The sequence below is a fragment of the Kitasatospora sp. NPDC002965 genome (assembly GCF_040611255.1).
GTDB lineage: Bacteria > Actinomycetota > Actinomycetes > Streptomycetales > Streptomycetaceae > Kitasatospora.
The window spans coordinates 1-23,450 of sequence record NZ_JBEXNT010000110.1 but is presented as its reverse complement, the minus strand read 5'-3'; the positions used below and the strand labels follow the sequence as shown (position 1 = coordinate 23,450).

Below are 23,450 nucleotides of genomic sequence, written 5' to 3'. Positions count from 1 at the left end.
GCGGGCATCCGGCCGGTGATGCGTCAGGTGGGACGCGGGGCACGGCTGCTGCGGCTCTGGACGGTGCAGGGGGCGGCATGCAGAGCAGAACAGTCATTAGTCATGGACATGACATAAATGACGCGACAGGTCACCTTGGCGGCGGTGGCAAGGGTCCGATGTCGAAGCTGCACGCAACACCGGCGCCCCCGGAGCGGGTCCCGGGGGGCGGTGTTGGAATAGTAGCCATCAAGTTCGGGAATTTGTTGGAACGTGAGCTCTTGTTGAGTGGGATGGGTGGAATCCAGCCATCTGTCAGCCGCGTCCGAGGGCCTGACCGGCGTACGTCCCACGGGCCGGCGGAGCGGGCCGGGCAGGTGTGCCGCGGACCGGGGCCGACCGCATCATCCCGAGGAGCTCTGCTTCCGCTGCCGTGAGGTGGCGATCTACGCCGTCGAAACAGGCCGCTGCGGCCCCAGCCTTCCGCTCGAAGTGGGAGGTGGCGATCGGGATGCCGTCCCGTGGCGTTGCGCATTCGTTGCCGTGAGGGGTGTCGCCCCTGTCCTTCCGTCGCCCTGATCCGGTCGGGCCCGCGCGGCGCCGCTGCGCCGTCTTTGTCGGGACGGTGGTGAAGCCTCCGCGTGCGACTCGTGGTGCTGACGGGACAGGTATGACATAGCGAATTGATGACGGGTCTAGTCCCTTTACGGATGTCACCTTCCGTTCACAGAACCGAACTGAGCGTGTAACACGTGCGGGACACCGTTCCGGGCATGCGAGTCATAGTCATCGGTGCAGGCGTCCTGGGAACCATGCACGCCTGGCACGCGATCAAGCGCGGTCATCGGGTGGTCCACATCGAGCGCGAGGCCGAGGCCCGGGGTGCCTCGGTGCGCAACTTCGGCCTCATCTGGGTCAGCGGCAGGGCCGAGGGCGAGGAACTGGCGGTCGCCCAGCGCGCCAGGCAGCTCTGGGGGGAGATCGGTGCGGAGGTCCCGGAGCTGGGCTTCCGGGCGAACGGTTCGCTCACGCTGGTGCGGACCGAGGCGGAGCTGGCGGTCGCCGAGGAGGCGGCATGGGGCGCCGGGGCCGTGGCCCGCGGTTTCACCCTGCTGGATCCCGCCGGGGCACGGGCAATGAACCCGGCCCTGCGCGGGGAGTTCCTCGCGGCCCTGCACTGCGCGCGGGACGGCGCGGTGGAGCCGCGTACCGCCCAGCTCGCGCTTCGTGCGGTCCTGCGGGCCGGCGGCCGGTACGACTTCCTGCCGGGACGGGAGGTGCGCGAGCTGGTCGGCGCGAGAGCGGTGCGCGACGACCATGGCGAGGTGCACTGCGGCGACGCGGTCGTCCTGTGCACCGGAGCCCATCTCGGTGGCCTGGTGCGCGAACTCGTCCCCGACCTGCCGGTCCGCCGGGTCAGGCTGCAGATGATGCAGACGGACCCGTTGGGGGAGCAGCTCACCACCTCGGTCGCGGACGGGGACAGCTTCCGCTACTACCCGGGCTACGGCGGCCCGGCGCTGGACGCCCTCGAGCTCGGGCAGCCCCAGCACCCGACCGCTGCCCGGCACCGGATGCAACTGCTGATGGTCCAGCGCCGGGACGGCGGGCTGACCATCGGTGACACGCACGCCTACGACCAGCCGTTCGGCTTCGACGTCGTCGAGGACTCCTACGCCTACCTCGCCGGCCTCGTCGAGTCCGTCCTGGGCCGCGCACTGCCGCCGATCCGGCGTCGCTGGGCCGGCGTGTACGCGCAGTGCGTGGACACCGCCCGGGTCGTCCACCGCCAGCAGGTGCGCGACGGCGTCTGGCTGGTGACCGGACCCGGCGGCCGCGGCATGACCTGCTCACCGGCCATCGCCGAGACCACCGCCGACCTGCTCGGCCTCTGACGCAGGCCCTGCCCCGCCCGCCGATCCCGCCCGCGGCTCCCGAAAGACGCCGCCATGGACAGGAATAATTGTCATGCGCGACTCATATCGGCCCGTCCGCCCCTCCGCCCTCACCGCAACTCCCTCGCACGCCACCCGGGACCGCATCCCGGCAGCCCCCGACCGGCGGTACATCACCGACCCGCCCGACATCCGGCCCGGCTGGAATCCCTACACACGGATTGGGAACACCGCACTCGTGGCCACTCGAACACCCCCGCGGTCGCCGGACCGGTCCGCCGCACCCCCTCCCGACCTCCGGCCGCACAGCCGGTCCGGCATCGACTTCCAGGAGATCACGGTCGCCTACCACGGCGCCGTGGTCCTGGACCGCTTCACGCTCTCCGTCGCCCCCGGCGAGGTGGTGGCACTGCTCGGCCCCAGCGGCTCCGGCAAGACCACCGCACTGCGGACCGTCGCCGGCTTCACCACGCCAGCCTCCGGCCGGGTGTACATCGGCGGACGCGACGTCACGGCCCTGCCGCCGTACGAGCGCGGCATCGGCATGGTGGTGCAGCAGTACGCGCTCTTCCCGCACATGCGGGTCGACCAGAACGTCGCCTTCGGCCTGAAGGCCCGCAAGGTCACCCGGCGGGACATCCCGGGCCGCGTGTCCGAGGCGCTGGAACTGACCGGCATGGCCTCCTTCGCCGCGCGCTACCCGCGCGAGCTGTCCGGTGGCCAGCAGCAGCGGGTGGCCATCGCCAGGGCGCTCGCGATCCGCCCGGACGTGCTCCTGCTCGACGAACCGCTGTCCGCGCTCGACGCCCGGCTCCGCTCCGACATGCTGACCGAACTCGCGCGCCTGCACCGTGAACTGCCCGACCTCAGCGTGCTGTACGTGACGCACGACCAGATCGAGGCACTGACCCTGGCGGACCGCATCGCGGTCATGAAGGACGCCAGACTGGTGGACTGCGGCACCCCGCAGCAGCTCTACCGCCGCCCCGGCGACACCTTCACCGCCTCCTTCGTCGGCGACGCCAACCTGCTGCCGGTGACCGTCGAGGCGGGCGGCGGCCCGCACGACACACCGGTCCGCCTGGACGGCACGCCGCTGCGCGCCACCGCACCGACCCCGCTGCCGACCGGCAGCACGGCCACCCTGTGCATCCGTCCGCACCTGCTACGGATCGTCCGCGCGACCGACGCCGCCAATCTGCTCCGCGGAACCGTCGCCCACGTGCAGTGGCGCGGGGCGACCCACCGGCTGCTGGTCGACCTCCCGGCCGGCCGGCGGATCACCGCCGACCTCACCGAACCTCAGGTCCCCGTCGGCCCAGGCGACCCCGTCACGCTCGGCTTCGACGCCGAGGACGCGATTCTGCTGGGCGCGCTGCCGGACGGTGCCGACCGCGTCCCAGCCCCGGGGGGCGCCGATGGCTAGCGCGGCGCTCGGCGCGATGCCCACCCGACCGCGCCGCACCCGGGTTCTTCGCCCAGGGGTGTGGATCCTCCCGCCCCTGGCGGCTCTGGGCTTCGCCTTCCTCTACCCGCTGGCGCTCGTCGCCCTGCAGTCCTTCTCACCGGACGACGGCGGTCACTCGGTGGAACCCTGGCGGCAGGTCCTGGCCTCGGCCGCCTTCCGCAACGCGCTGTGGAACACGGTCTGGATCGCCTCGGGCGCGACCGCGGGCTGCGTCGTACTCGGGTTCTTCCTGGCCTTGGTGATCGCCTTCGTTCCGTTCCCCGGGGCGCGCGCGCTCGGCCGCTTCATCGACACCTTCCTCGCGTTCCCGTCGTTCCTGATCGCGCTGGCCCTGGTGTTCATCTACGGCTCCGCAGGAATGGCCAACAGCCTCCTGACGGGCCTGACGGGCAGTCACGGCACCCCGATAGCCTTCCTCGCGACCCCGTGGGGTGTCCTGCTCGCCGAGGTCACCTACTTCACGCCCTTCGTGATGCGACCGCTGCTCGCGGCGTTCTCCCAGGTGGAGACCGCCCAGATCGAGACCGCGTCCTCGTTGGGTGCCCGTCCGTGGCGGATCGTGCACCAGGTGATCCTGCCCGAGGCCCTGCCCTCGCTCGCGGCGGGCGGGAGCCTGGCCCTGGTGATGTGCCTCAACGAGTTCGGGATCGTCCTGTTCACCGGTGCCAAGGGCGTCACGACACTGCCGACACTCGTCTACAGCCGGGCCATCCTGCAGTCCGACTACCCGGCGGCCTGTGTCATCGCGATGGTCAACGTCCTGCTGTCGGTGGCGCTCTACGGCGTCTACCGGCTCTGCCTACGGGGCCGGCACAGGAGGGGCGGCAGCCGTGCTGGTGCATAGCCGGGCCGCCCGCGCCCTGGCCTGCGGCGCCTTCCTCCTCCTGGCCGTGCCGCTGTTCGCCCTGCCCTTCCTCACGGTCCTGACCGCCTCCTTCGCCCAGGGATGGAGCGGGGTCCTGCCGTCCGCCTTCACCACCGCGCACTACGCGGCCGCGGCGCACGGGGAATCCCGGGACGCGCTGTTCACCAGCCTCGCCACCGCCGCGATCGCCAGTGCGGCGGCGCTGACGGTCGGCAGCTGGGCGGCGCTGGCGGCCCGCAACGCGGGCCCGCGCCTGCGCCGGCTGACGGACGGCCTGTTCATGCTGCCGCTCGCGGTGCCCTCCGTGGTGGTGGGCCTCGGCCTGCTGGTCGCGTTCAGCCGCCCGCCGGTGCTGCTCAACGGCACCAGCACCATCGTCATCCTGGCCCACACCGTCCAGGTCACCGCCTTCGCCTACCAGTCCGTCGCGGCCGCCGCGACGCGGCTGCACCCGGCCCTCGAACAGGCCGCCACCGGGCTCGGCGCCCGGCCCGCCCGGGTGCTGTGGCGGATCACCGTCCCGCTCCTGCTGCCCTCGCTGAACGCCGCGCTCGGCCTCTGCTTCGCCCTCTCGATGGGAGAGCTCAGCGTCACGATGATGCTGTACCCGCCGGGCTGGCTCCCACTGCCGGTACGGATCTTCGCCGCCACCGACCGGGGCGCGGTCTTCACGGGCGCCGCCCTCGCCGTGGTCCTCCTCGCCAGCACGCTCGTGGTGCTGATCGGCTGCTCCCGGCTCCGGACGAGGGCCCTGTACCGCTGACGTCCTGTCCAGCTCGCCGCCCGGCCCCCTCTTCCCCTGCTCCGCCCGGCCCCCTCTTCCCCTGCTCCGCCCGGGCCCCTCTTCCCCTGCTCCGACCCGTCGCGGCCCCGCGCCGCCGCATACCCCAAGGAGTCACGACCCATGAAGGAACTGCGCAGAACAACCCTCGCAGCCACGGTGGTGATGGCCCTCGCCGGATCACTGGCCGCGTGCGCCGGCAGCGGCCCGTCCGCCGGTCAGGGCTCCTCGGTGGTCACGCTCTACAGCGCGGACGGTCTCAAGTCCGAAGACGGAAAAGGCTTCTACGACAAGGTCTTCAAGGACTTCACCGCGAAGACCGGCGTCAGGGTCGAGTACGTCGAGGGCGGCTCGGGCGAGATCGTCCAGCGACTGCTGCGGGAGAAGTCCAACACCAAGGCGGACGTGATCGTCACGGTACCGCCGTTCATCCAGCAGGCCGTCGGCAAGGGCCTGATCACCCCCTACCGCCCGGCTGGGGCGGACGCCGTCCCCGCGGCCGACAAGGACGCCGACGGCGCCTGGACCACCGTGGTCAACAACTACCTCTGCTTCATCCACAACACCAGGCGACTGCCCGAGCCCCCCGCGAGCTGGAACGACCTGCTGGACGCCGGGTTCCGCGGCAAGCTCCAGTACTCGACACCCGGCGTGGCGGGCGACGGAACCGCCGTGCTGATCAAGGCCATGCACGACTTCGGAGGCATCCAAGGAGCCGCCGACTTCCTGCGGAAGCTTCAGAAGAACAACGTGGGCCCCTCCAAGTCGACCGGCGCACTGGCCGCCAAGGTCGACAAGGGGGAACTGCTGGTCGCGAACGGCGACGTGCAGATGAACTACGCCGGCATGAAGTCCATGCCGAACCAGGGAATCTTCTTCCTCGCAGGTCCCGGCGGGAAACCCTCGACCTTCGCGCTGCCCTACGCGGGCGGCCTGGTGAAGTCGGCCCCGCACCCCGTCTCCGGCCGGATGCTGCTCGACTTCCTGCTGACCGAGTCGGTGCAGGGGCAGGTGAGCGCGGTCGCCGGCGGCTTCCCGGCCCGCAGCGACGTTCCGGCGACCGGGGACGACGCCGCCAGGCTCGCCGCGCTGCTGAAGGGCGTCGACGTATTCGCGCCCGACTGGAAGGACATCGACGCCAACCTCAAGAGCTACACGGACGCCTGGAACCGGGCCACCGGGAGCTGATGCCCCCCGGGCAGTGGAACAGCGCTCGAAAGGGGCGGGGCCACACGGCCCCGCCCCTTCGCCCCCGTCCGAGCGGAGCCGGTACGCGGATCCGGCCGCTGACGGCGGCTGCGGCACGCCCTATTCGACTACTTCCCCGCCGATTTGGAGGCGTTGGAGGACCTGGACGCCCTCGATATCCTGGAGCTGCCGGCCAAAGCACCTGATCCGGTCGCCGCTGCGAAGCCGACGGCCACGCAGACAAGCGCGGCCCTCAAACGCGCCCGTCGACGCGGCATCCCCGACAAGGCCGGCAAGATCCAAGCCGTACCGCGTGCCAAGCACCTGGGCCAGCCCATTGCTGTGACGGCGGCCTATGCCGTCTCCGTACGCGCGCGCTCAACGCGGTACTGGTCACCCCGAACGTTGGGACTTGGAAGCCAAGGTCGTGATCCTCTTCAGGCAGAACTGAATGGTGAGATCGGCGCGCCGTACACAAGCGCCGTCGCCGCCCGGCCGCCGAGCGGTCACCCTGGTGGACCGGGCCTTCGGGCGGCCTCATCGGGGCCCACCCGAAGATCCGCAGGAGACGGCCGGGAGCGTCGGTCCAACGCTGACTCAGACCGTGGTCTGCCGGGCAGAACCAAGCTGGACGCGGGCCTCGTGAGCGGCCCTGGCCGCGATCGGGTCGGTGTCGGTCCGGCGCTCCTGCTGGATGGCGGTCAGCAGGTTGACCACCAAGGACCAACTCGACCACGCTCGTCGAGGGCGGCGGCACTCTCACCGACGCCCTCGACCGCCGGGACGTCCTGCGGCTGAGCCACTCGGTGACCACCGGCGAAGCGCTGGAACGCCTGCGGTGAGCGGTCGAGCGGCAGCTCGAACAGGCGTGTTGTCCCGCCGGGGTCGGGGCGCCGGCTTGTCGGTGGTGTATCCACGGCCGTGGGTGGTTCTGAAGTAGCAGGCTTGCAGGGGTACTTCGGCGGGGTGTGTCCGGTACCGAGGGCGGACGCGCCCGGTCGTCGCGGGCGCATACGGTCGCTTCGACGGCCCGCCGAGGCACCCCTGGGGAGAGATCGTGATCCGCGCCGCCAAGCCGGCCGCCGCTGCGGCGGCGCTGGCCATGACCCTGACCCTCCTCACCGCGTCGGCTGCACCGGCACTCGGCGCCACTGCGCGAACCGCCACCGCCACCGCCACCGCCACCGGGGCCGCGGACCCGCTTGCCGCGTTGCGCGGCCAGCAGCCGCTCTGGCACCCCTGCGCGAGCGGCCCGGACGACGCCGAGGGCGCCGACCTCGATGCCGCCGGCGCCCACTGCACCGAGGTCACCGTACCCCTCGACTACCGCCGCCCCGACGCACGCATGCTCAGCATCGCCCTCGCCCGGCTGCCCGCCACCGACCCCGCCCACCGGCTGGGCACCCTCTTCTACAACCCCGGCGGCCCCGGCGTCCCCGCCCGCTCTCTCGCCCTCGCCCTGCGGCAGGCCGCCCCCGCCCTCGGCGCCCGCTACGACATCGTCGGCATGGACCCGCGTTTCGTCGGCGCCAGCACCCCCCTCGACTGCGGCTGGCCGACGGCCGGCCCCGGCGCGGCCGGCCCCGACCGGCTGGGCTTCGAGCGGGCCGCCGAACTCGCCAAGGACCTCGCGGCCCGCTGCGCCCCCTACCGCGCCGTGCTGCCGCACGCCTCCACCCGCAACACCGCCCGGGACCTGGACCTGGTGCGCGCCGTCCTCGGCGAGCCGACGATCGCCTACCTCGGCTCGTCCTACGGGAGCTACCTCGGCGAGGTCTACCTCCAACTGTTCCCCGACCGGGTGGGACGGGCGGTGTTCGACGCCGCCATGGACCCGGACCGCTTCGGTCCCGACCTGACCGCCACTCAGGGCCCCGCGATGGGGGCCGCACTCACCGCCTGGGCCGCCTGGGCGGCCGGCCACGACGACCGCCACCACCTGGGCGCGACCACCGCCGAGGTGCTGGCCTCGGTCGAGCGGGTGCGCCTGGCCGCCGAACGCGCCCCGCTGGCGGTCGGCGCCCACCGGGTCGACGCCCGGGCGCTGCCGCAGGTGCTGTGGACGGTTTCGGCCGGCGACGACGACGCCGCCTACGAGGAGTTCTCCGCCCTGACGCGCGTCCTGCTCGACGCCGCCGAGGGCCGGCCGGCCCTACCGACCGCGCTGCTGGAGGCGGTGCTTGCCGGCCTGACGTCCCCCGACACCGGAGGCTACGCCGCCGCGCAGACCGCGATCATGTGTGCGGACCGCGCCGCCAACCGGGACCCGCTCGCCTACTATCGCGACATCCAGGCCCACCGCGCGGACGAGCCGCTGTTCGGCCCGCTCACTCGCAACCTCACCCCCTGCACCTACTGGCCCGCCGAACCTGCGGAACCGCCCACCCGGGTGCGCAACGCCGTCCCTGTCCTGTTGGTCGGCGCCGACGGCGATCCGGCCGCCACCTATCCCGGCCAGCTCTCCGCCCACCGCGCCCTGACCGGCTCCCGGCTCGTGACCCTGCGCGGGGCCTTCCGCCACACCGTCTACGCGGGCCTGTTCGCCTCCCGCGACACCTGCGTGGATGCGGCCGTCGACCGCTACCTCCTCGACGGCGTCCTCCCCGCCCACGACACCGACTGCCCGTCACCGCGCCCCTCACGCCGCCCGTAGGAAGAACCCGGGGGACGGACCCGGCGGTGGTCCGCCAGGCCGCCTCCGCGCGCCCGGGAGAACACCGAGGAATCCCGGTCTCACACAAGGCTCGAACCGGCCATCGCGGCTTGACTTCCTAAGAAGACATCTCATTTGGATAGCCGTCGGGTGCAGATGAGGGCCGCGGCGATGCTGGCGAAGGCGGCGAAGTGGTCGGCCTTGCGTTCGTAGCGGCGGTGCAGCCGGCGGAAGCCGCCGAGCCAGGCGACGGTACGCTCGATCACCCAACGGTGGCGGCCGAGGCGCTGGGAGGACTCGACGCCTCGGCGGGCGATGCGGGCCGGGATCTGCCGTCGTCGCAGGTAGGCGCGGATGAAGCGGTGGTCGTAGGCTTTGTCGGCGTGCAGCTTGCCGGGACGGCGGCGTCGCGGTCCGCGCCGTGAGCGGATCGGCGGGATGGCGTCGACAAGCGGTATCAGGGCCTGGCTGTCGTGGAGGTTGGCCCCGGAGATCGCGAGCGAGAGGGGTAAACCGGTACGTTCGGTGAGCAGGTGGATCTTCGACCCGTACTTGCCCCGATCGACAGGATTCGGACCTGTCAGCTCCCCCTTTTCAGGGCCCTCATGTTCACCGAGTCGACCGCGCACCTCGACCAGTCCAGCTCAGCTCGCGCGCCGAGCTCCTCCAGGACCACCCGGTGGAGCTTGGCCCAGACCCGGGCCCTGCTCCACTCGGTGAACCGCCGATGGGCGGTCGGGCCGGACGGGCCGAAGCATGGCGGCAGTTGGGCCCAGGTGCACCCGGACGTCGCGACGAACACGATCGCCGCCAGCACCTCGCGATCCCCGTGGCGCCGCCGGCCACCACCCTGCGGGCGCACCGGAGCGTCCGGCACGACCAACTGGAACAACTCCCACAGCTCATCCGGCACCAGCCGCTCAACGATCAGCACACTCGGAGTCTACTCAACCCACCCAAATGAGATGTCTTCTAAGCCCGTCGGATGTCTCACTCAACTGCCCGGGAGGCCTGTCCGTTCTTTCCCGTCCACGACTGCCCGGCGGTCACCCGGTCGGTGGCCACTTTGAAGGGTCAGTCACTCCCCGGGAGGCTCAGCGCGGTCACGGTCGCGAGCATATGCGGCCGGAGTCTGACCGTACCGGCGCTTGAAGGCCCGGATGAAGTGGCTACTGTCAGCGAACTGCCAGCGGGCGGCGACCTCGGTTACGCTGGGCCGCCCGGCCCGGGCGCTCAGGGCGGACCGCGCCTGTTCGAGTCGGCGCCCGCGGATGTACCCGGCGACCGTCTCCGCCCTCCCGACAGCGGTCCCGTCCTTGATACCCGAATGGTCCGCAGCGGCGGTCGCGAACGCCCGATGCAGGGTGCGCACGGAGATGTTGAGAGCACGGGCCAGCGCCGCGGGGGAGAGGTCGGGATCGGTCAGTCGGCGATCGATGATGTCCTTCACCGTACGCACCAGGACGGACGTCAGCCGCGGCGTGGAGTCGTCGGCTTGCCCGGGCACCACTCCGCCGCCCAACTCGATCGGCGTGTCGCGACCGGCATGCGACCCGGACAGAGCCGGATCGGTGAGCGTCTCGTCGGTCATCCGGACGTGGGTGAGGGGCATCCGCATCTCCGGGGCGTCGGCCGACCCGGAGATCAGCCGATCGCCCCTGAGCCGACCGACCGGCGAGGCCGGCAGGACGAGCACGCTTGCTGCGGTGTCGCGCACTGCCTCGTGGCTGGGAGCGCCGCCGCGGTGCACCAGGAACGTCCCCGCTGAGATGTTCAACCGGCCGACGCCGCGCTGGTCCAACCGCCAGGCGTTGCGCCGCACCACATGCATCATCACCCGGTTCTCCTCGCAGAAGGGCACGCCGCGTAAGGTCCCCAGGGATGACGTCCGGAGCACATCGGCGATGACCGCGCCGAGCACCGTGACGGCGCGAGTGCTGCTTCCAAATTCCCCGCTGCGGTCCGGAACGAATGCAGGAGCCGGATATGCCGGACCCGGCTGCTCCACCCGGTCGCACCGAAAGATGTCACATCCATCGTCCGGAGTTTGCGGGGCGGTGATGTGAATAGCGAACTCCACTGCGTGTTCGAGCCTGTCGGTCGCAGTCATGAATCCTTGCTCTCCTCGGATCTCGTAGCAGGATCTCGGATGCCGTGCTGATCCATGAAATTGTGGAATTCTTCGTCACGGCCTTGGCCTTATGATGGGCTTCGGCTGCGCTTTGCTGAGGAACAGTCCGAACCCTACTGGCGGCAGGCGCCTGGCTGAGCTGCGCCAGGGGCTGGGTGTTGCAGAAGACCGGCTGAGCCGCCGCCGGCGTCGGACGGGGCGTTTTGCGTCTTGCGCTCTGGACCGACTCACGGATGGGGCGAAATTGCCAAATTCATGGCCCTGCCATAGGGGATCGCGGATTTCCTGTCACGAAGGCCAAGTCGGCCGTGCTTTCTATGTATCCCATCCTGCAAAGGGTCATAGTGCTGCCGCAATGGCAACTTCAGCATGGATTCATTGACGGAAACGGAATGATGTCCAAGCCCAGTACCTGTCCGGGAGGTGTCTGGGTGTCGAGCAACGCTCAAGACCTGTGGGTCGGGCTCGGAAGGCGTACCTTCCCGAGTGGTCGATTGATGGTCAGCGAGTGGGTGCACATAGCCGCCGGCGCCCTCGACAGCCTCCCGAAGTCCGCCCAGCCGGCCGCGGAGGAGGCCCTGCAGGACATCTCCGACGCCGAGGACCGCGAGCACGCCGAGGCCTGGGTGAGGGTGTTCGCCAGGCAGTACGGGGCGAAGCTCCCCAGGGCGGTTGAGAAGGAGGAGCTGGCCGCCCTGCGCAAGGAGAACGCCGAGCTGCGGCGTTCGTGCGAGATCCTCAAGGCCGCCTCGGCCTTTTCGCCCAGGAGCTCGCCCCGACCGGGCGACGGTACTGAGGCTCATCGACGAGCACCAGGACCGCTTCGGGGCCGAGCCCGTCCTCCGGGAACTGCATATCCCCGCCTCCACCTACTACCGATGGCGCCGCGACGTGACGGAGCCGTGCGCGCGCAAGCGCCATGACGCCGAGCTGACCGAGCACATCCGTCGGATCCACGCCGACTCCGACGAAACCTACGGCTCCCCGCGCGTCCATGCCGTCCTGCGGCGCGAGGGCGCCCACGTCGGCCGCAAGCGGGTCGAGCGTCTGGTGCCCAGGCCGGCCTGTAAGGCGTGAGCCCGCGCAGGCCCTGCTCCTTCACCCGCCGCGACCCGACGGTCGGCCTCGCCCCGGACCGCCAATCAACACCTCCCGCGCAGCGGGGGAAGCTCAGGCAGACCGTGCGAACGGGAGCGGACTGGCCCTCCTTCCTGTTCGGACACGATCGGCATGCCGTGGGCGCGTGCCTTGTGCTTACGATGGCGCCGATGGCACGCAACGAGAAGCCCGCGAAGCCGCAGCCACTGTTGCGGCCCAGCGGGCTGCTCGTCCTCGGCCTTCTCATGGGGTTGCTCGGGATGCATGGCCTGGGGCTTGCCCCGGCCGCGGCACATGCGAGCAATGCGGAGATCGGGCGCGCGGCAGTGGTCGTGGCCGAGCCGCATGAGTGCGGCCATGACTGTCCCGGGCAGCACCAGCCCGCCGACCATGCCGATCCGACGTGTGCCTCCGGCGCCGTGGCGGCAGCCCACGTGTTTCCGCCCCTCGTACCCACAGCAATCGGTCTTCCCTTGCCTGCAGAGGGACCGATCACCGTCGGCGCCGACGGTCCAGACGGGGGCCGGGCACCTCCCTCTCTCTCGGAGCTGCAACTCCTGCGGATATAGGACAGGCCACGCGCCGCCGGAATGAGCCCGTACCGGGCGCGGCGTCGCGATGCGGCATGCCCTTCCACAGATCAATCCGAGGAGTTTCCGCATGAAAGCGCACCGCAAACTGATCGGTCGTACCGCACTCGTCGCCGGCACCGGAGTGGCGGCCCTCGTCCTCGCCGCCTGCGGAGGAAACGGCGGTAACAGCGCTCACGACATGAGAGCGATGGGGCAGACCACCTCCCCGCCGTCCGCCACTGCTTCCGCCAAGGCCGGAGACCGCAACGCGGCAGACGTCTCCTTCGCCAAGGACATGATCCAGCACCACCGCCAGGCGGTGGAGATGGCGGTGCTGGCCGACACCCGGGCCTCGTCCGCCGAGACCAAGGACCTGGCTACGAAGATCAAGAGTGCCCAGGACCCGGAGATCAAGACCATGTCCGGATGGCTCACCTCGTGGGGCGAGGAAGTCCCCGCTGACATGTCGGGCCAGGGCCACGACATGTCCTCCGGCATGCCCGGCATGATGAGCATGGCCGACATGGAGAAGCTGAAGAGCTCGACGGGTGCCGAGTTCGACAAGCTGTTCGCCGAGATGATGATCAAGCATCACGAGGGCGCCATCGAGATGGCCAAGGCCGAGAAGATGGGCGGCAAGTACGAGCTCGCCAAGAAGCTGGCCGACGAGGTGATCAAGGCGCAGACGGCCGAGATCGAGCAGATGAAGAAGATGCTCGACATGAGTTGAGCCGTTGCAGCGGCGCGGCAGACGGGGCACTCCGTCGGCCGCGCCGCATGGACGCGAGGACTCGCATGGCCAGTCCCGCAACCGGCTTCGGGCCGAACGAGGTTGATTTGCGGGGGAGGAGTACCCCTTCGCTGCGAGTCTCCTCGCGGTGTCCTCGGCGACAGCGGGGAGCAGGAGTGCGGTCCCGCCCCGGGCGCGGCCACGGCCGCAGTCGCCTGGTCCGCGTCGTGTACATGCCGCACGGCGCCGGGGAGATCGGGCACCGACCAGGCGCGAGCGAGAAGCAGGTGGTCCGCGATGGCGGCGGGCAGTTGATGCCATTCGTGCGGCCGTGCTGCCAGCGTTTCAGCCAGTGCTTGCGGGTCAGGGGTCGAGATGCTCCAGGCCCGGCCGTTACCGGTGACCACCAGCTCCTTAGGGTCGGTCGTGGACCGGAGGTCAGCGGACGGACCCGTGCAGGTCGGGGTAGAGCTGCCGCAGTACCCGGGAGACGCCCGCGCAGTGCCCACCCGTGCCCACGCTGCACACCAGGACATCGATGTGCCCCGGCTCGGTAGCCAGTTCGAGATCCAGCGGTGTGTACGGTTCGGTGACCAGGGTGACCTGGTGTCCGTGGATCAGGCCGGCCAGGGCCAGGCCCAGACCGGGGGTGCCGCTGGTTGACTCGATGATCCGGGCCCCCGGCTTGAGGTCGCCGCGGGCGCGGGCCCGTTCGACCATGTGCAGGCCGGGGCGGTCCTTGATGCCGCCGGGGTTGAAGCCCTCCAGCTTGGCCCGGAAGCCGCGTCCCGACGGAGCGAGAGGTTCTGAGATCCGAAGCAGCGGGGTGTTACCCGCGAGCCCGGACAGGGCGGCGCGGGTGGGGGTGTCGTGCATAGCTCCTCCCTCCATCAGCAGTGCCCCGCCCCGAAGACGGGAGGTCCATGTGGCTGCGTGGATTTCACTGCTTCTTCGAGACAGTGCTCGGTCTTCGGGTCCGGATGGGCGTGATCGGCGACTCGCCGGGTCGCGAGCACGAGGACGGCCACCCGATGGTCGGACTGCACTAGCGTCACACGCAGCGGGGCACCCGGGCCGGCCGTGAGGACGTACTCGTACAGCAGGAGTGCGGAGGGGCTGGAGAGGGCGTTTCCGGCGACCCGGGTCTGCTGCCAGCCGCACTTGCGCAGGGCTTCGGCGAGCTCGCCGGCGACATGCCGGGCGGCGCCGTTGTCGGCGAATGCGACGATGCGGTGTTGCGCACTCGCATCGCTGCTTCCCTGGTAAGTGCGCGTGATCTCTGCTTCTGCGCCGGTACCGCCGAACCAGGGAAGAGCGCAGGCGTGTGTCCCTCCTGTGGGCAGAGGAGCAGCGGATCCGACGCCGGTGTCGCTCGTTTGCCAGTGGTAGGTGCTGTTCCAAGGCAGGGCGGCGGGCGACAGCAGATCGGTACGGGGGAGTCCACGTCCGGCGGCGGGGGACGGAAGGATCGCTGCGGCCGACACGAGTTCGGGGCTGGTCTGTCCGGCTTGCTCGGTGGGCGCGTCGCCCAGCGATCGCGGAAGTCCCCACAAGCCGGCGGAGACCAGGGCTGCCGCGGCGAGTGTGGCTGCCCCGGCTCGGCGGCGTGTCCGATGGCGGCGTACTCGGTCCTGCACATCGGTTACCCCTGTGCGGAGGGCGATGATGGGTTCGGCGCCATCGACGAATCCGCGTAGCTGGGCGCCTAGTTCGTCCTGCTGGAGCGGGCGAAAGCCGTCACTCATGCGGGTAGGCCTCCTGCCGTGGCTTGTACGACGCAATCGCCGTGGGGCCACTGCTGAGTGGCTCGGTCGTATATGCGGTCTCGGTGAGATGGGTGTTGAGGATGCGGCGGGCGCGCATGAGTCGCGAGCGTACCGCCGCGTTCGTCGACCCGGTCTGCCGGGCGACCTCCTCCACCGGGAGATCCAGCAAGTGGTGCAGCACGATGGCACGACGCTGCTCCGGACCGAGCCGACGCAGCGCCGCGACGAGTGCGACGTGGTCGGGGGCGAGCCCGGGGAGGTCGGGTGGCGGCCCGTGCCGGAAGTGAGCGCGGAGCCGGTTGCGGGTCCTGCGCCAGGAACTGACCGCGAGTCGCAGGGCGACCGTACGTACCCATGGTGTGGGATCGCCGTGAGCCGCCAGGTGTTCCCACCGCGGCCATGCCCGGGCGTACGCCTCCTGGACCGCGTCCTCCGCCTCGCCGACGTCGCCGGTCACCGCGTATACGACAGCCACCAGCCGCTGGGCGCTTTCGGCGTAGAAGCGCTCGAAGTCCCTTTGCCTGTTCTGCTCGGGCTGTTCGTTCACGGGCCGGGGTTCCGCGGCTCGTCGCGGTGCCGGCCGTGCGGGCGCAAGCGCCGTGTCAGGGGGGCGACCAGTTCATCGACCTCGGTGAGGCGCAGGGGCCGGGCGAGGGTCAGAACGGACACGGCGATGATGCTCGTGCCCAGCAGCAGGCCCGCGGCGTCGCCTGTGAGTCCGTGCCCCATGCGTTCCGTGAGCCATCGGCTCCCTACGTAGGCCACGATCGCTCCGGGCAGGCACGCGACGGCGATGCGTACATGAGTGCCGAACACGCCGTTGAAGGGGCGCCCCAGTCGACGTCTCAACGCCCGACCCGTGCAGTACAGGCCTGTCGTGCAGGCAGCCGCGTAGGCACCGGCGATTCCGACGACGGCCCAGTGCGGTGGCAGCAGGACGTATGCGGCGGACGAGAGGGCCGCGTTGGTCCCGGCGATGACCAGCGTCAACAGGAACGGGGTCCGGGTGTCGCCCAGTGCGTAGAAGCCGCGAGAGAGCACGTACTGGGCGGAGAATGCCGCCAAGCCCGGAGCGAACGCCACCAGTACCCGGCCGATCGCCTGTGAATCGGCCTCGCTGACCTGCCCGTACTGATAGGCCACGCCGGTCAGCTGCGGCGCGAGCGCCAGGAAGACCGCGGCAGCGGGGACGATCGCGACCGCCGTCGTCCGCAGTCCTCGGGACAGATCCGAGCTCACTGCGGCCGTGTCGCCGTCGGCGGCGGCCCGGCTCATCCGCGGCAGCAGGGCGGTGACCAGGGACACCGTGATGATGCCCTGGGGCACCACCCACAGTTGGTAGGCGCTGCTGTACGCGGTGTAGCCCACGCCTTCGATGACCCCATCGGCAACCGCCCGCACCCCGGTGGTCGTGGTCAGTCGCGTCACCACCCAGTAGGCCAGCTGGTTCGCCAGGACGAGCAGCAGCGTCCACACGGCGGCCCGCAGCGGCCGGCCGAGGCCCGACCCACGCCAGTCGAAACTCGGGCGCCAGCGGAATCCGGCTGCGCGCAAGGAAGGCAGCAGGGCCATCGCCTGGACGGCGATCCCGGCGGTGCTACCGACGCCGAGGAGGAGCAACTGGGCCTCACTCACGTCGCCCGCTGATCTCGCCCCGACCGCCACGGCCAGGTACAAGCCGAAGACGGCGATGACGACGACATTGTTGAGCACCGGGGTCCACATCATCGCGCCGAACCGGTCGCGCGCGTTGAGTACCTGGCCGAGCACCGTGAACACGCCATAGAAGAGGATCTGAGGCAGGCAGTAGCGGGCCAGGGTGATGGTCAGCTCTCGCTGCGCACCCGTGTAGTCCGTGTACGCGGCGACGATCCAGGGCGCAGCGAGCACGGCCACTGCGGTGATCGCAGTCAGCGCCGCGAGGCACAGGGTGATCAGCCTGTCGGTGTAGGCGACGCCGCCGTCCGCATGCTCGTTCGCGGCACGAACCAGCTCCGGCACGAACACCGAATTCAGCGCCCCGCCGATCAGCAGGATGTAGACGATGTTCGGCACGGTGTTGGCGACGTTGTGGGCATCTCCGAGCAGCGCCGTTCCCAGCACGGCGACGATGACCGCGCTGCGCACGAAGCCGGTGATCCGCGACGCGAGCGACCCGAGCATCATCACTGTGCCGCCACTGAGCCGACCGGTCCGGGCCTGTGCTGGCGTCTTGTCTGCGGACTCCGTCCGCTCCGGCGTCGTCACGTCCCGCCCCTCAGCAGGCCAACCGGAAGCGGCAAGAAAGTTCCTGCCACACGACAGCACGGCCAGGCGTGCAAGAGGTAGGCGGGCCCTTCCCGCCGCCCTCCCGCCGGAGGAGCGTGGAACGGATTGAGGAGGTTCCGACATGGCCGTGGCCGAGGCGCAGATGACTGAACGCACCAGCGGTTTCGAGATAGTGCGCACGACCGCCGAGCAGCACCGTGGATACCTCAGTAACCTCAGTGGGCTCACATCGGTGGATCAGGTGAGCTTTCTGCAGCTGCCGTCCTGGGCGGCTGTCAAGGAAGGCTGGACGGCGGAGCGGCTCGGCTGGTTCGACGGTTCGGGCCGCCAGCACGGTGCCGCCCAGGTGCTGTACCGGCCGCTGCCGGGCACCCGTCGCTACTTCGCGTATCTGCCGGAGGGGCCTCAGCTGGACTGGACCGATCCCAGGTTGACGGACGTGCTCCAGCTGTTGCTGGAGCATTTGCGCTCCGCAGGGGCGTTCGCCGTACGCATGGGTCCGCCGCTGCCGTACCGGCGCTGGCATGCGTCGACGCTCAAGACGGCCGTGGGACCGGGGCGCCGGGTCGAGGACGTAGTGCCGGATCTCGTGGATCCGGTGGGTGCGGCAGTGGGCGACCGGCTCCGGAACGCCGGATGGCGACGCTGTGGAGAGGAGGGCAGTGCCGGCGATGCCCAACCCCGCTACGTCTTCGAGGTGCCACTGGCCGGCCGTAGCACCGACGACCTGTGGTCCGGCCTGAACCAGGAGTGGCGGCGCAACATCAAGAAGGCATTGAAAGCCGGGGTCGAGACCTTCCTGGGCGCGGGCGACGACGTGGCGACCTTCTACGAGCTGCTGCAGGTCACCGAGCGGCGAGACGGCTTCCGGCTGGGACGGTCGCTGGACTACTTCCAGCGGCAGTACAGGGAGCTGAATGCGGAGGAACCGGACCGTATGAGGCTGTATCTCGCACGGCATGCGGATGAGGTGCTCGCCGCCCACACCATGATCGTGGCGGGACGGCGCGTCTGGTACCAGACGGGGGCTTCCGCCGATCACCGTCGTGAAGTACGGCCGAGCAACGCCTTGCAGTGGCGGATGATCCGGGACGCGCACACCCTGGGCGCGCCGGTGTACGACATGCGCGGTGTGCCCGCGACTCTGGATCCGCAGGAGCGCGCCTTCGGGCTGATGCGTTGGAAGCTCGGCACCGGAGGTGAGGTCGTCGAGACACTCGGCGAGTGGGAGCTGCCGCTGCAGGGTGCTGTCAACAAGACGCTGCACCGAGTCGTGCAGGCGTATCTCTCCCGGCGCTGAGGCTGGCCGAGGGGCATGCGGATCGGTCATGGGGCCACCTTAGCTCCTAGTGCTAAACAATTTAGTAGACTAGTAGGTCTTTTTGCGGCCCACCCCGGCTGTTGGTCCCACATCGGGCGGAGTGCGCGGTGATCCCGCGCCTCCGCCGGCTGCACGGGATCCGGATCCGACTTGGGCTCGTCCTCGTCGGGATGCGTGATCGGCGCCGACCTGCCACCTCTACCGGCAACCCCGCGTTGAAGTCCTCGGCGGTCGAAGGTCGGCCAAGCTCGCTTGATCTAACGGCCGTCCCGGCAAGAGCGCTGCCGGTTGGACCCTTGGCCGCCCACCAGGGCCTCACCCAGCGCCGAACCCCACCGACAAGTCAAGACGATGTTCGCAGATGTTTGATATTCAGCCACTTCACACAGGTTTGAACAAATATCATTACTGGAAGTGATTGAAAGTGTCGGACTCCCAGGCTTAACTGTTGCGGGCGGCAACACAGTCCGATCCGCCCGGAGCAATCCAAACGAGGAGTGACGTGAACCGTCGACGCTTCCTTTCCATCAGCGTGTTAAGCGCCGCCGCCTCGGCGGTCACGGGCTCCACCGTCGGCAACGCCGCGAGCGCTTCCTCCGGCCGATTCACCTTCGCCCCCGACGGCACGGCCTTCCTCCTGGACGGTGCCCCGTTCCAGATCCGCAGCGGTGAGATGCACCCCGCGCGGATCCCGGTCGAGTATTGGCGCCACCGTGTCCAGCTGGCCAAGGCGATGGGGATGAACACGATCTCGATCTACACCATGTGGAACCACATCGAGGAAGCCCCAGGCGTCTTCGACTTCAGCACGGATCGACGCAACATCGAGTCCTTCATCAGGCTCTGCCAACAGGAAGGCCTGTGGGTACTTCTGCGGCCAGGGCCATACGTCTGTGCGGAGTGGGATCTCGGCGGGATGCCGTCCTACCTGCTCAAGAACCAGGACATCAGGCTGCGGGTGAAGTCCGCCGACGACCCCAACTACATGGCCGCCGTCACCCGTTACCACGATGCCCTGATCCCCAGGGTCCGGCCACTGATGATCGACAACGGCGGTCCGATCCTGATGATCCAGATCGAGAACGAGTACGGCTCCTACGGAAACGACACGGAGTACCTGGAGGAGCTGCGCCAACTCTGGCTCAGGAAAGGCATCCACGGCCCTTTCTACACCGAGGATGGTCTCGGTCAGGTACAGGGCAACAGGACCGTGGTCAGCGGTGGCGCGATCGCGATCAGTGGTGGCGACGCCACCGCGATCGCGAAGGCTCGGCGAAGCTTTCCTGCGGTGCCCGTGATGGCCGGCGAGGTGTACCCGGGCTGGTTGACCCGCTGGGGTGACAGCACCTTCCAGGGGGCAGGGAACGACGTCTCGTCCACCATCAGGGGCTGCATGGACTTGGGACTGTCCTTCAATCTCTACGTGATCCACGGTGGCACCAACTTCGGCTTCTTCGCAGGGGCCAACGCGGACGATGACTCCGGTAACTACCAGACAAGCATCACCAGTTATGACTATTGCGCACCCATCTCGGAACAGGGAGCAGTGACAGCGCGGTACACCAGGTACCGCAACCTGATCGCGGGCTACCTCGGCAGCCCACTACCCGACGTGCCCACCGCCGTTCCCACCCTCACCCGAGCCGGTGGCCCCGACCTGATGCCGGTCGCTCACGCCTCACTCTGGGACAATCTGCCAGCCGCGCTTCCCGCCGCCCGAACGGTGCACCCTCAGCCGATGGAGACGTACGACCAGAACTTCGGCTTCATCCTCTACAGCAAACAGCTCAGTGGCTACAGTGGCGGCAGGCTCGCCATCCGGCACGTTCATGACTACGCCACCATCTTCCTCAACGGCAGCTACCAGGGCGGATTCTGCCGACAGAGCCTGCCTACGGACATCGCCGGCGCACTCAACATCGCCACCGGCGATGACGCGCTCGTTCTCCCCCCGTCGAGCGGGATCGGCAGCCCGACACGCCTGGATATCCTGGTCGAGGGCATGGGGCGGACCAACTACGGGCGCGCGCTGGTCGACCGGAAGGGCATTCTGCACACCGTGACACTGGCGGACTCCGCGCCGCTGACGGAATGGCAGACCACCTGCCTACCGATGGACGACGCCTTCATCGCCGGCCTCACCCCGAAGGTGAGCGACCCGCAACGACCCGGCATCTTCTTCCGCGCCCTGGTAGAGCTAGCCACCGTCGCCGACACGTACCTCGACCTGTCGAACTGGACCAAGGGCGTGGTCTGGGTCAATGGCCGCAACCTTGGACGATACTGGGACATCGGTCCGCAGCGACGGCTCTACTGCCCGGCACCCTGGCTCAGGCAGGGGGTGAACGAGGTACTGATCTTCGACCAGCACCAGACAACCCCACGGCCCATCACTTTGCAGGCCTCGCTTTCCGGTCCCGGCGTCTGATCTGGACGAAGTCGGCGAACCCGGCCGTACTGCGCCCCGTGGCCGGGTCCGTGCGGAACTCGTTGCCCTCGATGGTGAGGTTCTCGCTCATCTGACCGGCATGCCCGTGACTGACTTCGGCGCGTCAGGGTGAACTGTCGCGAGGCCCCTCATGAGCGTGGGAGACGGCACCTCGGGTGACGGTGCATCGAGCGTCGGAGGGAGCATTTCGGGTGAATCTCGCGGGCGTTCGAGTGAGGGCCGCGACCACACGGACGGCCCAGCCGTACGAGGTCTGCAGGCGACTCATTCGCTTGCATCCCAAGGAGAAGCGGCTGCCTCAGTCACCCTGCGAGAGGACACCTGCGGGCACCGCGCCAGCTGGCCCCGGTGTGCTCGACTACCCCTCGGATGCGGGCAGAGAGCCCGCCGTGTCCGAGGAGAACGCCAATGCACCATGCTCTGCGCACCAAGCGCACGCTCGCCCTCGTCCTAGCCGGGACGGCGCTCGGCGCGGCCGCCGCGTTCAGTGCGCCGGCCCTGGCGGACGGTCAGAACCCGGGCGGAGCGCACCACCGGGCTGTGTCGATCCCGTGGGTCACCATCAGCAGCAGCGGGTACACCACCGCCCAGGGCGGAGTGCCGCAGGAGTTGGGCAACTCCTTCGGCACCCGGACACCACTCCTCGACCAGTACGGCGAGAACACCATCGGCACGATCTACTCCACCTGCAGCAAGGTCGAGGCCGGCCCTGACCAGCTGTACTGCACCAGCCTGCTCAAGTTCGGCCCGGAGAAGCAGGTCACCCTGTCCGTGGTCGTGCCCCTCGGCGACGGGGCCGCCAAGGAGTTCGACGGCACGATCACCGGGGGCAACTACGCCTACGAGGGCGTCACCGGCGTCGCCCACTTCACGCTCAAGAACGGCAACTACGAGGTGACCTTCCCCTGAGCTGCGCACCCCACCTGTTGGGAGGCGGCCACCCGGCCGCCTCCCAACAGGTGGGCGCGCGTCGATGACGTCGCCGGTCCCGGCATGGGTCACCTTGCGGTGTCACCTGTCGGCCGTGACCGCGACGTCGACCTGGACCTCTGCCAGGGTCAGGCGGTCGGTGCCGGCGAGCTGGACCCGGACGTACCGGCCGGCAGCGTTCACAGGCAGTGTCAGTTTCGTCGGTACGGAGCCCGTGATGCGGACGTCCTCACCCTCGGGTCGGCTTCGATGTCGGTGACGGTGTGCCCGGTCAGTTCGGTGGGCGACACCATGACGTAGAGGTTGGCGAGCTTGGGCCGGTCCCGCCAGGAGGCCCTGTGGCAGGAAGCTGAGAATGACAGCGGCGACAAGCGGCCAAAGACGGCGGATGGGGGAGTCCTTTCAGATACTGGATGGGCTGGGTGGGGTACGGGAGGTGTGCGGGTCAGCCCGGAGTGGCCGAGGCCCGCCCACTACCTGTTCGGGGGTACGGCTGGCTCTGAGGTCTGCCGGTGGAGTAGCTGGACCAGTGGCTCGTGAGCGGGCGGCCCGAGCGAGTTCGACACTCCCCGCGTTCCTGTGAGGTGAAGGGCGCCGCCCGTGATGCCTTGCGAGCGGCGGCAGCGACCGCCTCGGGCCACGGCAGTCGGTGGATGCGGCCCGTTCTTCCGGAGGCCCCCGGGGGCGTTCGTGGCACGGCAGGTCGTTTCGCCTGCACCGAGGATTGGGGGCGGGGCGGTGCCTTGCCAGGAGAACCAACTCGGCCCTCAAGTGCCACTCCAATCCTTTGGGGCTGCATGACCTGGGAGAACGGGCTACGAGCGGGGGATTTTCGTACTAGGCGGGGAGTCCGACGGCGCGTTCGCCGTTGCGGCGTTGTTGGATGACGACGGCGGCGACGAGGAGGGCGCCTTGGGCGACGTTCTGCCAGAAGGAGTTGATGCCCTGGACGGTGAGGCCGTTTTCGAGGCAGCCGAGGAGGGCGACGGCGAGGAGGGTGCCGCCGATGCCGCCCTTGCCGCCCTTGAGGGCGGCGCCGCCGAGGGCGGCGGCGGTGATGGCCTTCAGCTCCAGGCCTTCGCTGCCGGAGACGGGTTGGCCGCTGCCGGTGCGGGCGGTGAGGAGGATGCCGGCGAGGGCGGCGACGGTGCCGATGAGGGCGTAGACGGCGATGAGGTATTTGTTGATGTTGATGCCGGCGAGGCGGGCTGCGGTGTCGTTGCCGCCGATGGCGTAGAGGTTGCGGCCGATGTCGGTGTATTTGAGGAGGATGTGGACGGCGGCGGCGGTGAGGATGAGGATCCAGACCATGACGGGGAGGCCGGCGATCTTGCCGCGGCCGAGGAAGACGAAGAG

19 protein-coding genes and 1 pseudogene are annotated in these 23,450 nt (G+C 69.6%); 12 read left to right on the top strand and 8 right to left on the bottom strand.

Going from position 1 to position 23,450, the window contains the following annotated elements:
* The first annotated feature begins 752 nt into the window (after positions 1 to 752).
* The 5 genes from ABZY91_RS31665 to ABZY91_RS31645 all read left to right on the top strand — a co-directional run bounded on the left by ABZY91_RS31665 (position 753) and on the right by ABZY91_RS31645 (position 6,176).
* Complete coding sequence (locus ABZY91_RS31665) at positions 753 to 1,874, top strand: TIGR03364 family FAD-dependent oxidoreductase (protein WP_355406379.1); 1,122 nt, start codon at positions 753 to 755, stop codon at positions 1,872 to 1,874.
* Positions 1,875 to 1,947: 73 nt separating this feature from the next.
* Positions 1,948 to 3,300 carry an ABC transporter ATP-binding protein gene (locus tag ABZY91_RS31660; RefSeq protein ID WP_355406377.1) on the top strand — a complete coding sequence of 451 codons (1,353 nt, stop codon included), beginning with the start codon at positions 1,948 to 1,950 and terminating at the stop codon, positions 3,298 to 3,300.
* A complete protein-coding gene (locus ABZY91_RS31655) occupies positions 3,293 to 4,186 on the top strand; it encodes a 2-aminoethylphosphonate ABC transporter permease subunit (protein ID WP_355406375.1) in 894 nt (297 codons plus the stop codon). The genes ABZY91_RS31660 and ABZY91_RS31655 overlap by 8 nt, the downstream gene beginning before the upstream one ends.
* The gene (locus ABZY91_RS31650; RefSeq protein WP_355406373.1) at positions 4,173 to 4,970 is read left to right on the top strand and encodes an ABC transporter permease subunit; all 798 of its coding nucleotides are present in this window, start codon (positions 4,173 to 4,175) and stop codon (positions 4,968 to 4,970) included. The genes ABZY91_RS31655 and ABZY91_RS31650 overlap by 14 nt, the downstream gene beginning before the upstream one ends.
* 141 nt (positions 4,971 to 5,111) lie before the next feature.
* Complete coding sequence (locus ABZY91_RS31645) at positions 5,112 to 6,176, top strand: 2-aminoethylphosphonate ABC transporter substrate-binding protein (RefSeq protein ID WP_355406371.1); 1,065 nt, start codon at positions 5,112 to 5,114, stop codon at positions 6,174 to 6,176.
* A 597-nt stretch (positions 6,177 to 6,773) separates the two neighbouring features.
* Here ABZY91_RS31645 and ABZY91_RS31640 read toward each other — a convergent pair.
* Complete coding sequence (locus ABZY91_RS31640; RefSeq protein ID WP_355406369.1) at positions 6,774 to 6,896, bottom strand: hypothetical protein; 123 nt, start codon at positions 6,894 to 6,896, stop codon at positions 6,774 to 6,776.
* A gap of 337 nt (positions 6,897 to 7,233) precedes the next feature.
* Between ABZY91_RS31640 and ABZY91_RS31635 the strand changes: the two genes are divergently transcribed.
* Complete coding sequence (locus ABZY91_RS31635; RefSeq protein ID WP_355406367.1) at positions 7,234 to 8,829, top strand: alpha/beta hydrolase; 1,596 nt, start codon at positions 7,234 to 7,236, stop codon at positions 8,827 to 8,829.
* Positions 8,830 to 8,960: 131 nt separating this feature from the next.
* On the opposite strand, the gene ABZY91_RS31630 is transcribed toward ABZY91_RS31635, so the two are convergent.
* Positions 8,961 to 9,757, bottom strand: a protein-coding gene (locus ABZY91_RS31630) for an IS5 family transposase (protein WP_355406393.1) whose coding sequence is annotated in 2 segments (ribosomal slippage) — positions 8,961 to 9,421 and positions 9,421 to 9,757 — 798 coding nt in all. Because the reading frame shifts where the segments join, the coding sequence is not laid out codon by codon here.
* 150 nt (positions 9,758 to 9,907) lie between these two features.
* The gene (locus ABZY91_RS31625; protein WP_355406365.1) at positions 9,908 to 10,939 is read right to left on the bottom strand and encodes a helix-turn-helix domain-containing protein; all 1,032 of its coding nucleotides are present in this window, start codon (positions 10,937 to 10,939) and stop codon (positions 9,908 to 9,910) included.
* A 912-nt stretch (positions 10,940 to 11,851) separates the two neighbouring features.
* Here ABZY91_RS31625 and ABZY91_RS31620 point away from each other — a divergent pair.
* The 3 genes from ABZY91_RS31620 (at position 11,852) to ABZY91_RS31610 (ending at position 13,360) form a co-directional block, all read left to right on the top strand.
* The gene (locus ABZY91_RS31620) at positions 11,852 to 12,037 is read left to right on the top strand and encodes an IS3 family transposase (protein ID WP_355406363.1); all 186 of its coding nucleotides are present in this window, start codon (positions 11,852 to 11,854) and stop codon (positions 12,035 to 12,037) included.
* Positions 12,038 to 12,219: 182 nt separating this feature from the next.
* Positions 12,220 to 12,627 carry a DUF6153 family protein gene (locus tag ABZY91_RS31615; protein WP_355406361.1) on the top strand — a complete coding sequence of 136 codons (408 nt, stop codon included), beginning with the start codon at positions 12,220 to 12,222 and terminating at the stop codon, positions 12,625 to 12,627.
* A 91-nt stretch (positions 12,628 to 12,718) separates the two neighbouring features.
* A complete protein-coding gene (locus ABZY91_RS31610) occupies positions 12,719 to 13,360 on the top strand; it encodes a DUF305 domain-containing protein (RefSeq protein WP_355406359.1) in 642 nt (213 codons plus the stop codon).
* 456 nt (positions 13,361 to 13,816) lie between these two features.
* On the opposite strand, the pseudogene ABZY91_RS31605 reads toward ABZY91_RS31610, so the two are convergent.
* From ABZY91_RS31605 to murJ, 4 genes and pseudogenes are all read right to left on the bottom strand, one after another.
* Positions 13,817 to 14,251: pseudogene (locus tag ABZY91_RS31605) on the bottom strand (pyridoxal-phosphate dependent enzyme); the annotation flags it as partial.
* Positions 14,251 to 15,105, bottom strand: coding sequence for a hypothetical protein (locus ABZY91_RS31600; protein WP_355406357.1), 855 nt, complete (start codon positions 15,103 to 15,105; stop codon positions 14,251 to 14,253). The pseudogene ABZY91_RS31605 and the gene ABZY91_RS31600, both read right to left, overlap by 1 nt.
* Positions 15,098 to 15,673, bottom strand: a complete 576-nt coding sequence (locus ABZY91_RS31595) for a SigE family RNA polymerase sigma factor (protein ID WP_355406355.1) — start codon at positions 15,671 to 15,673, stop codon at positions 15,098 to 15,100. The genes ABZY91_RS31600 and ABZY91_RS31595 overlap by 8 nt, the downstream gene beginning before the upstream one ends.
* Positions 15,670 to 17,292, bottom strand: coding sequence for a murein biosynthesis integral membrane protein MurJ (gene murJ / locus ABZY91_RS31590; RefSeq protein ID WP_355406391.1), 1,623 nt, complete (start codon positions 17,290 to 17,292; stop codon positions 15,670 to 15,672). Before murJ ends, ABZY91_RS31595 begins: the two co-directional genes overlap by 4 nt.
* Before the next feature lie 223 nt (positions 17,293 to 17,515).
* Here murJ and ABZY91_RS31585 point away from each other — a divergent pair, with 223 nt between their 5' ends.
* The 3 genes from ABZY91_RS31585 (at position 17,516) to ABZY91_RS31575 (ending at position 22,073) form a co-directional block, all read left to right on the top strand.
* Positions 17,516 to 18,694, top strand: a complete 1,179-nt coding sequence (locus ABZY91_RS31585) for a peptidoglycan bridge formation glycyltransferase FemA/FemB family protein (RefSeq protein ID WP_355406353.1) — start codon at positions 17,516 to 17,518, stop codon at positions 18,692 to 18,694.
* A 523-nt stretch (positions 18,695 to 19,217) separates the two neighbouring features.
* The gene (locus ABZY91_RS31580; protein WP_355406351.1) at positions 19,218 to 21,143 is read left to right on the top strand and encodes a beta-galactosidase; all 1,926 of its coding nucleotides are present in this window, start codon (positions 19,218 to 19,220) and stop codon (positions 21,141 to 21,143) included.
* Positions 21,144 to 21,572: 429 nt separating this feature from the next.
* On the top strand, positions 21,573 to 22,073 hold the full coding sequence (locus tag ABZY91_RS31575; protein ID WP_355406349.1) for a hypothetical protein: 501 nt from the start codon (positions 21,573 to 21,575) through the stop codon (positions 22,071 to 22,073).
* Between the two features lie 858 nt (positions 22,074 to 22,931).
* Here ABZY91_RS31575 and ABZY91_RS31570 read toward each other — a convergent pair.
* Positions 22,932 to 23,450, bottom strand: a 519-nt coding sequence (locus ABZY91_RS31570; RefSeq protein WP_355406347.1) for an ABC transporter permease, incomplete at its 5' end; no start/stop codon positions are given.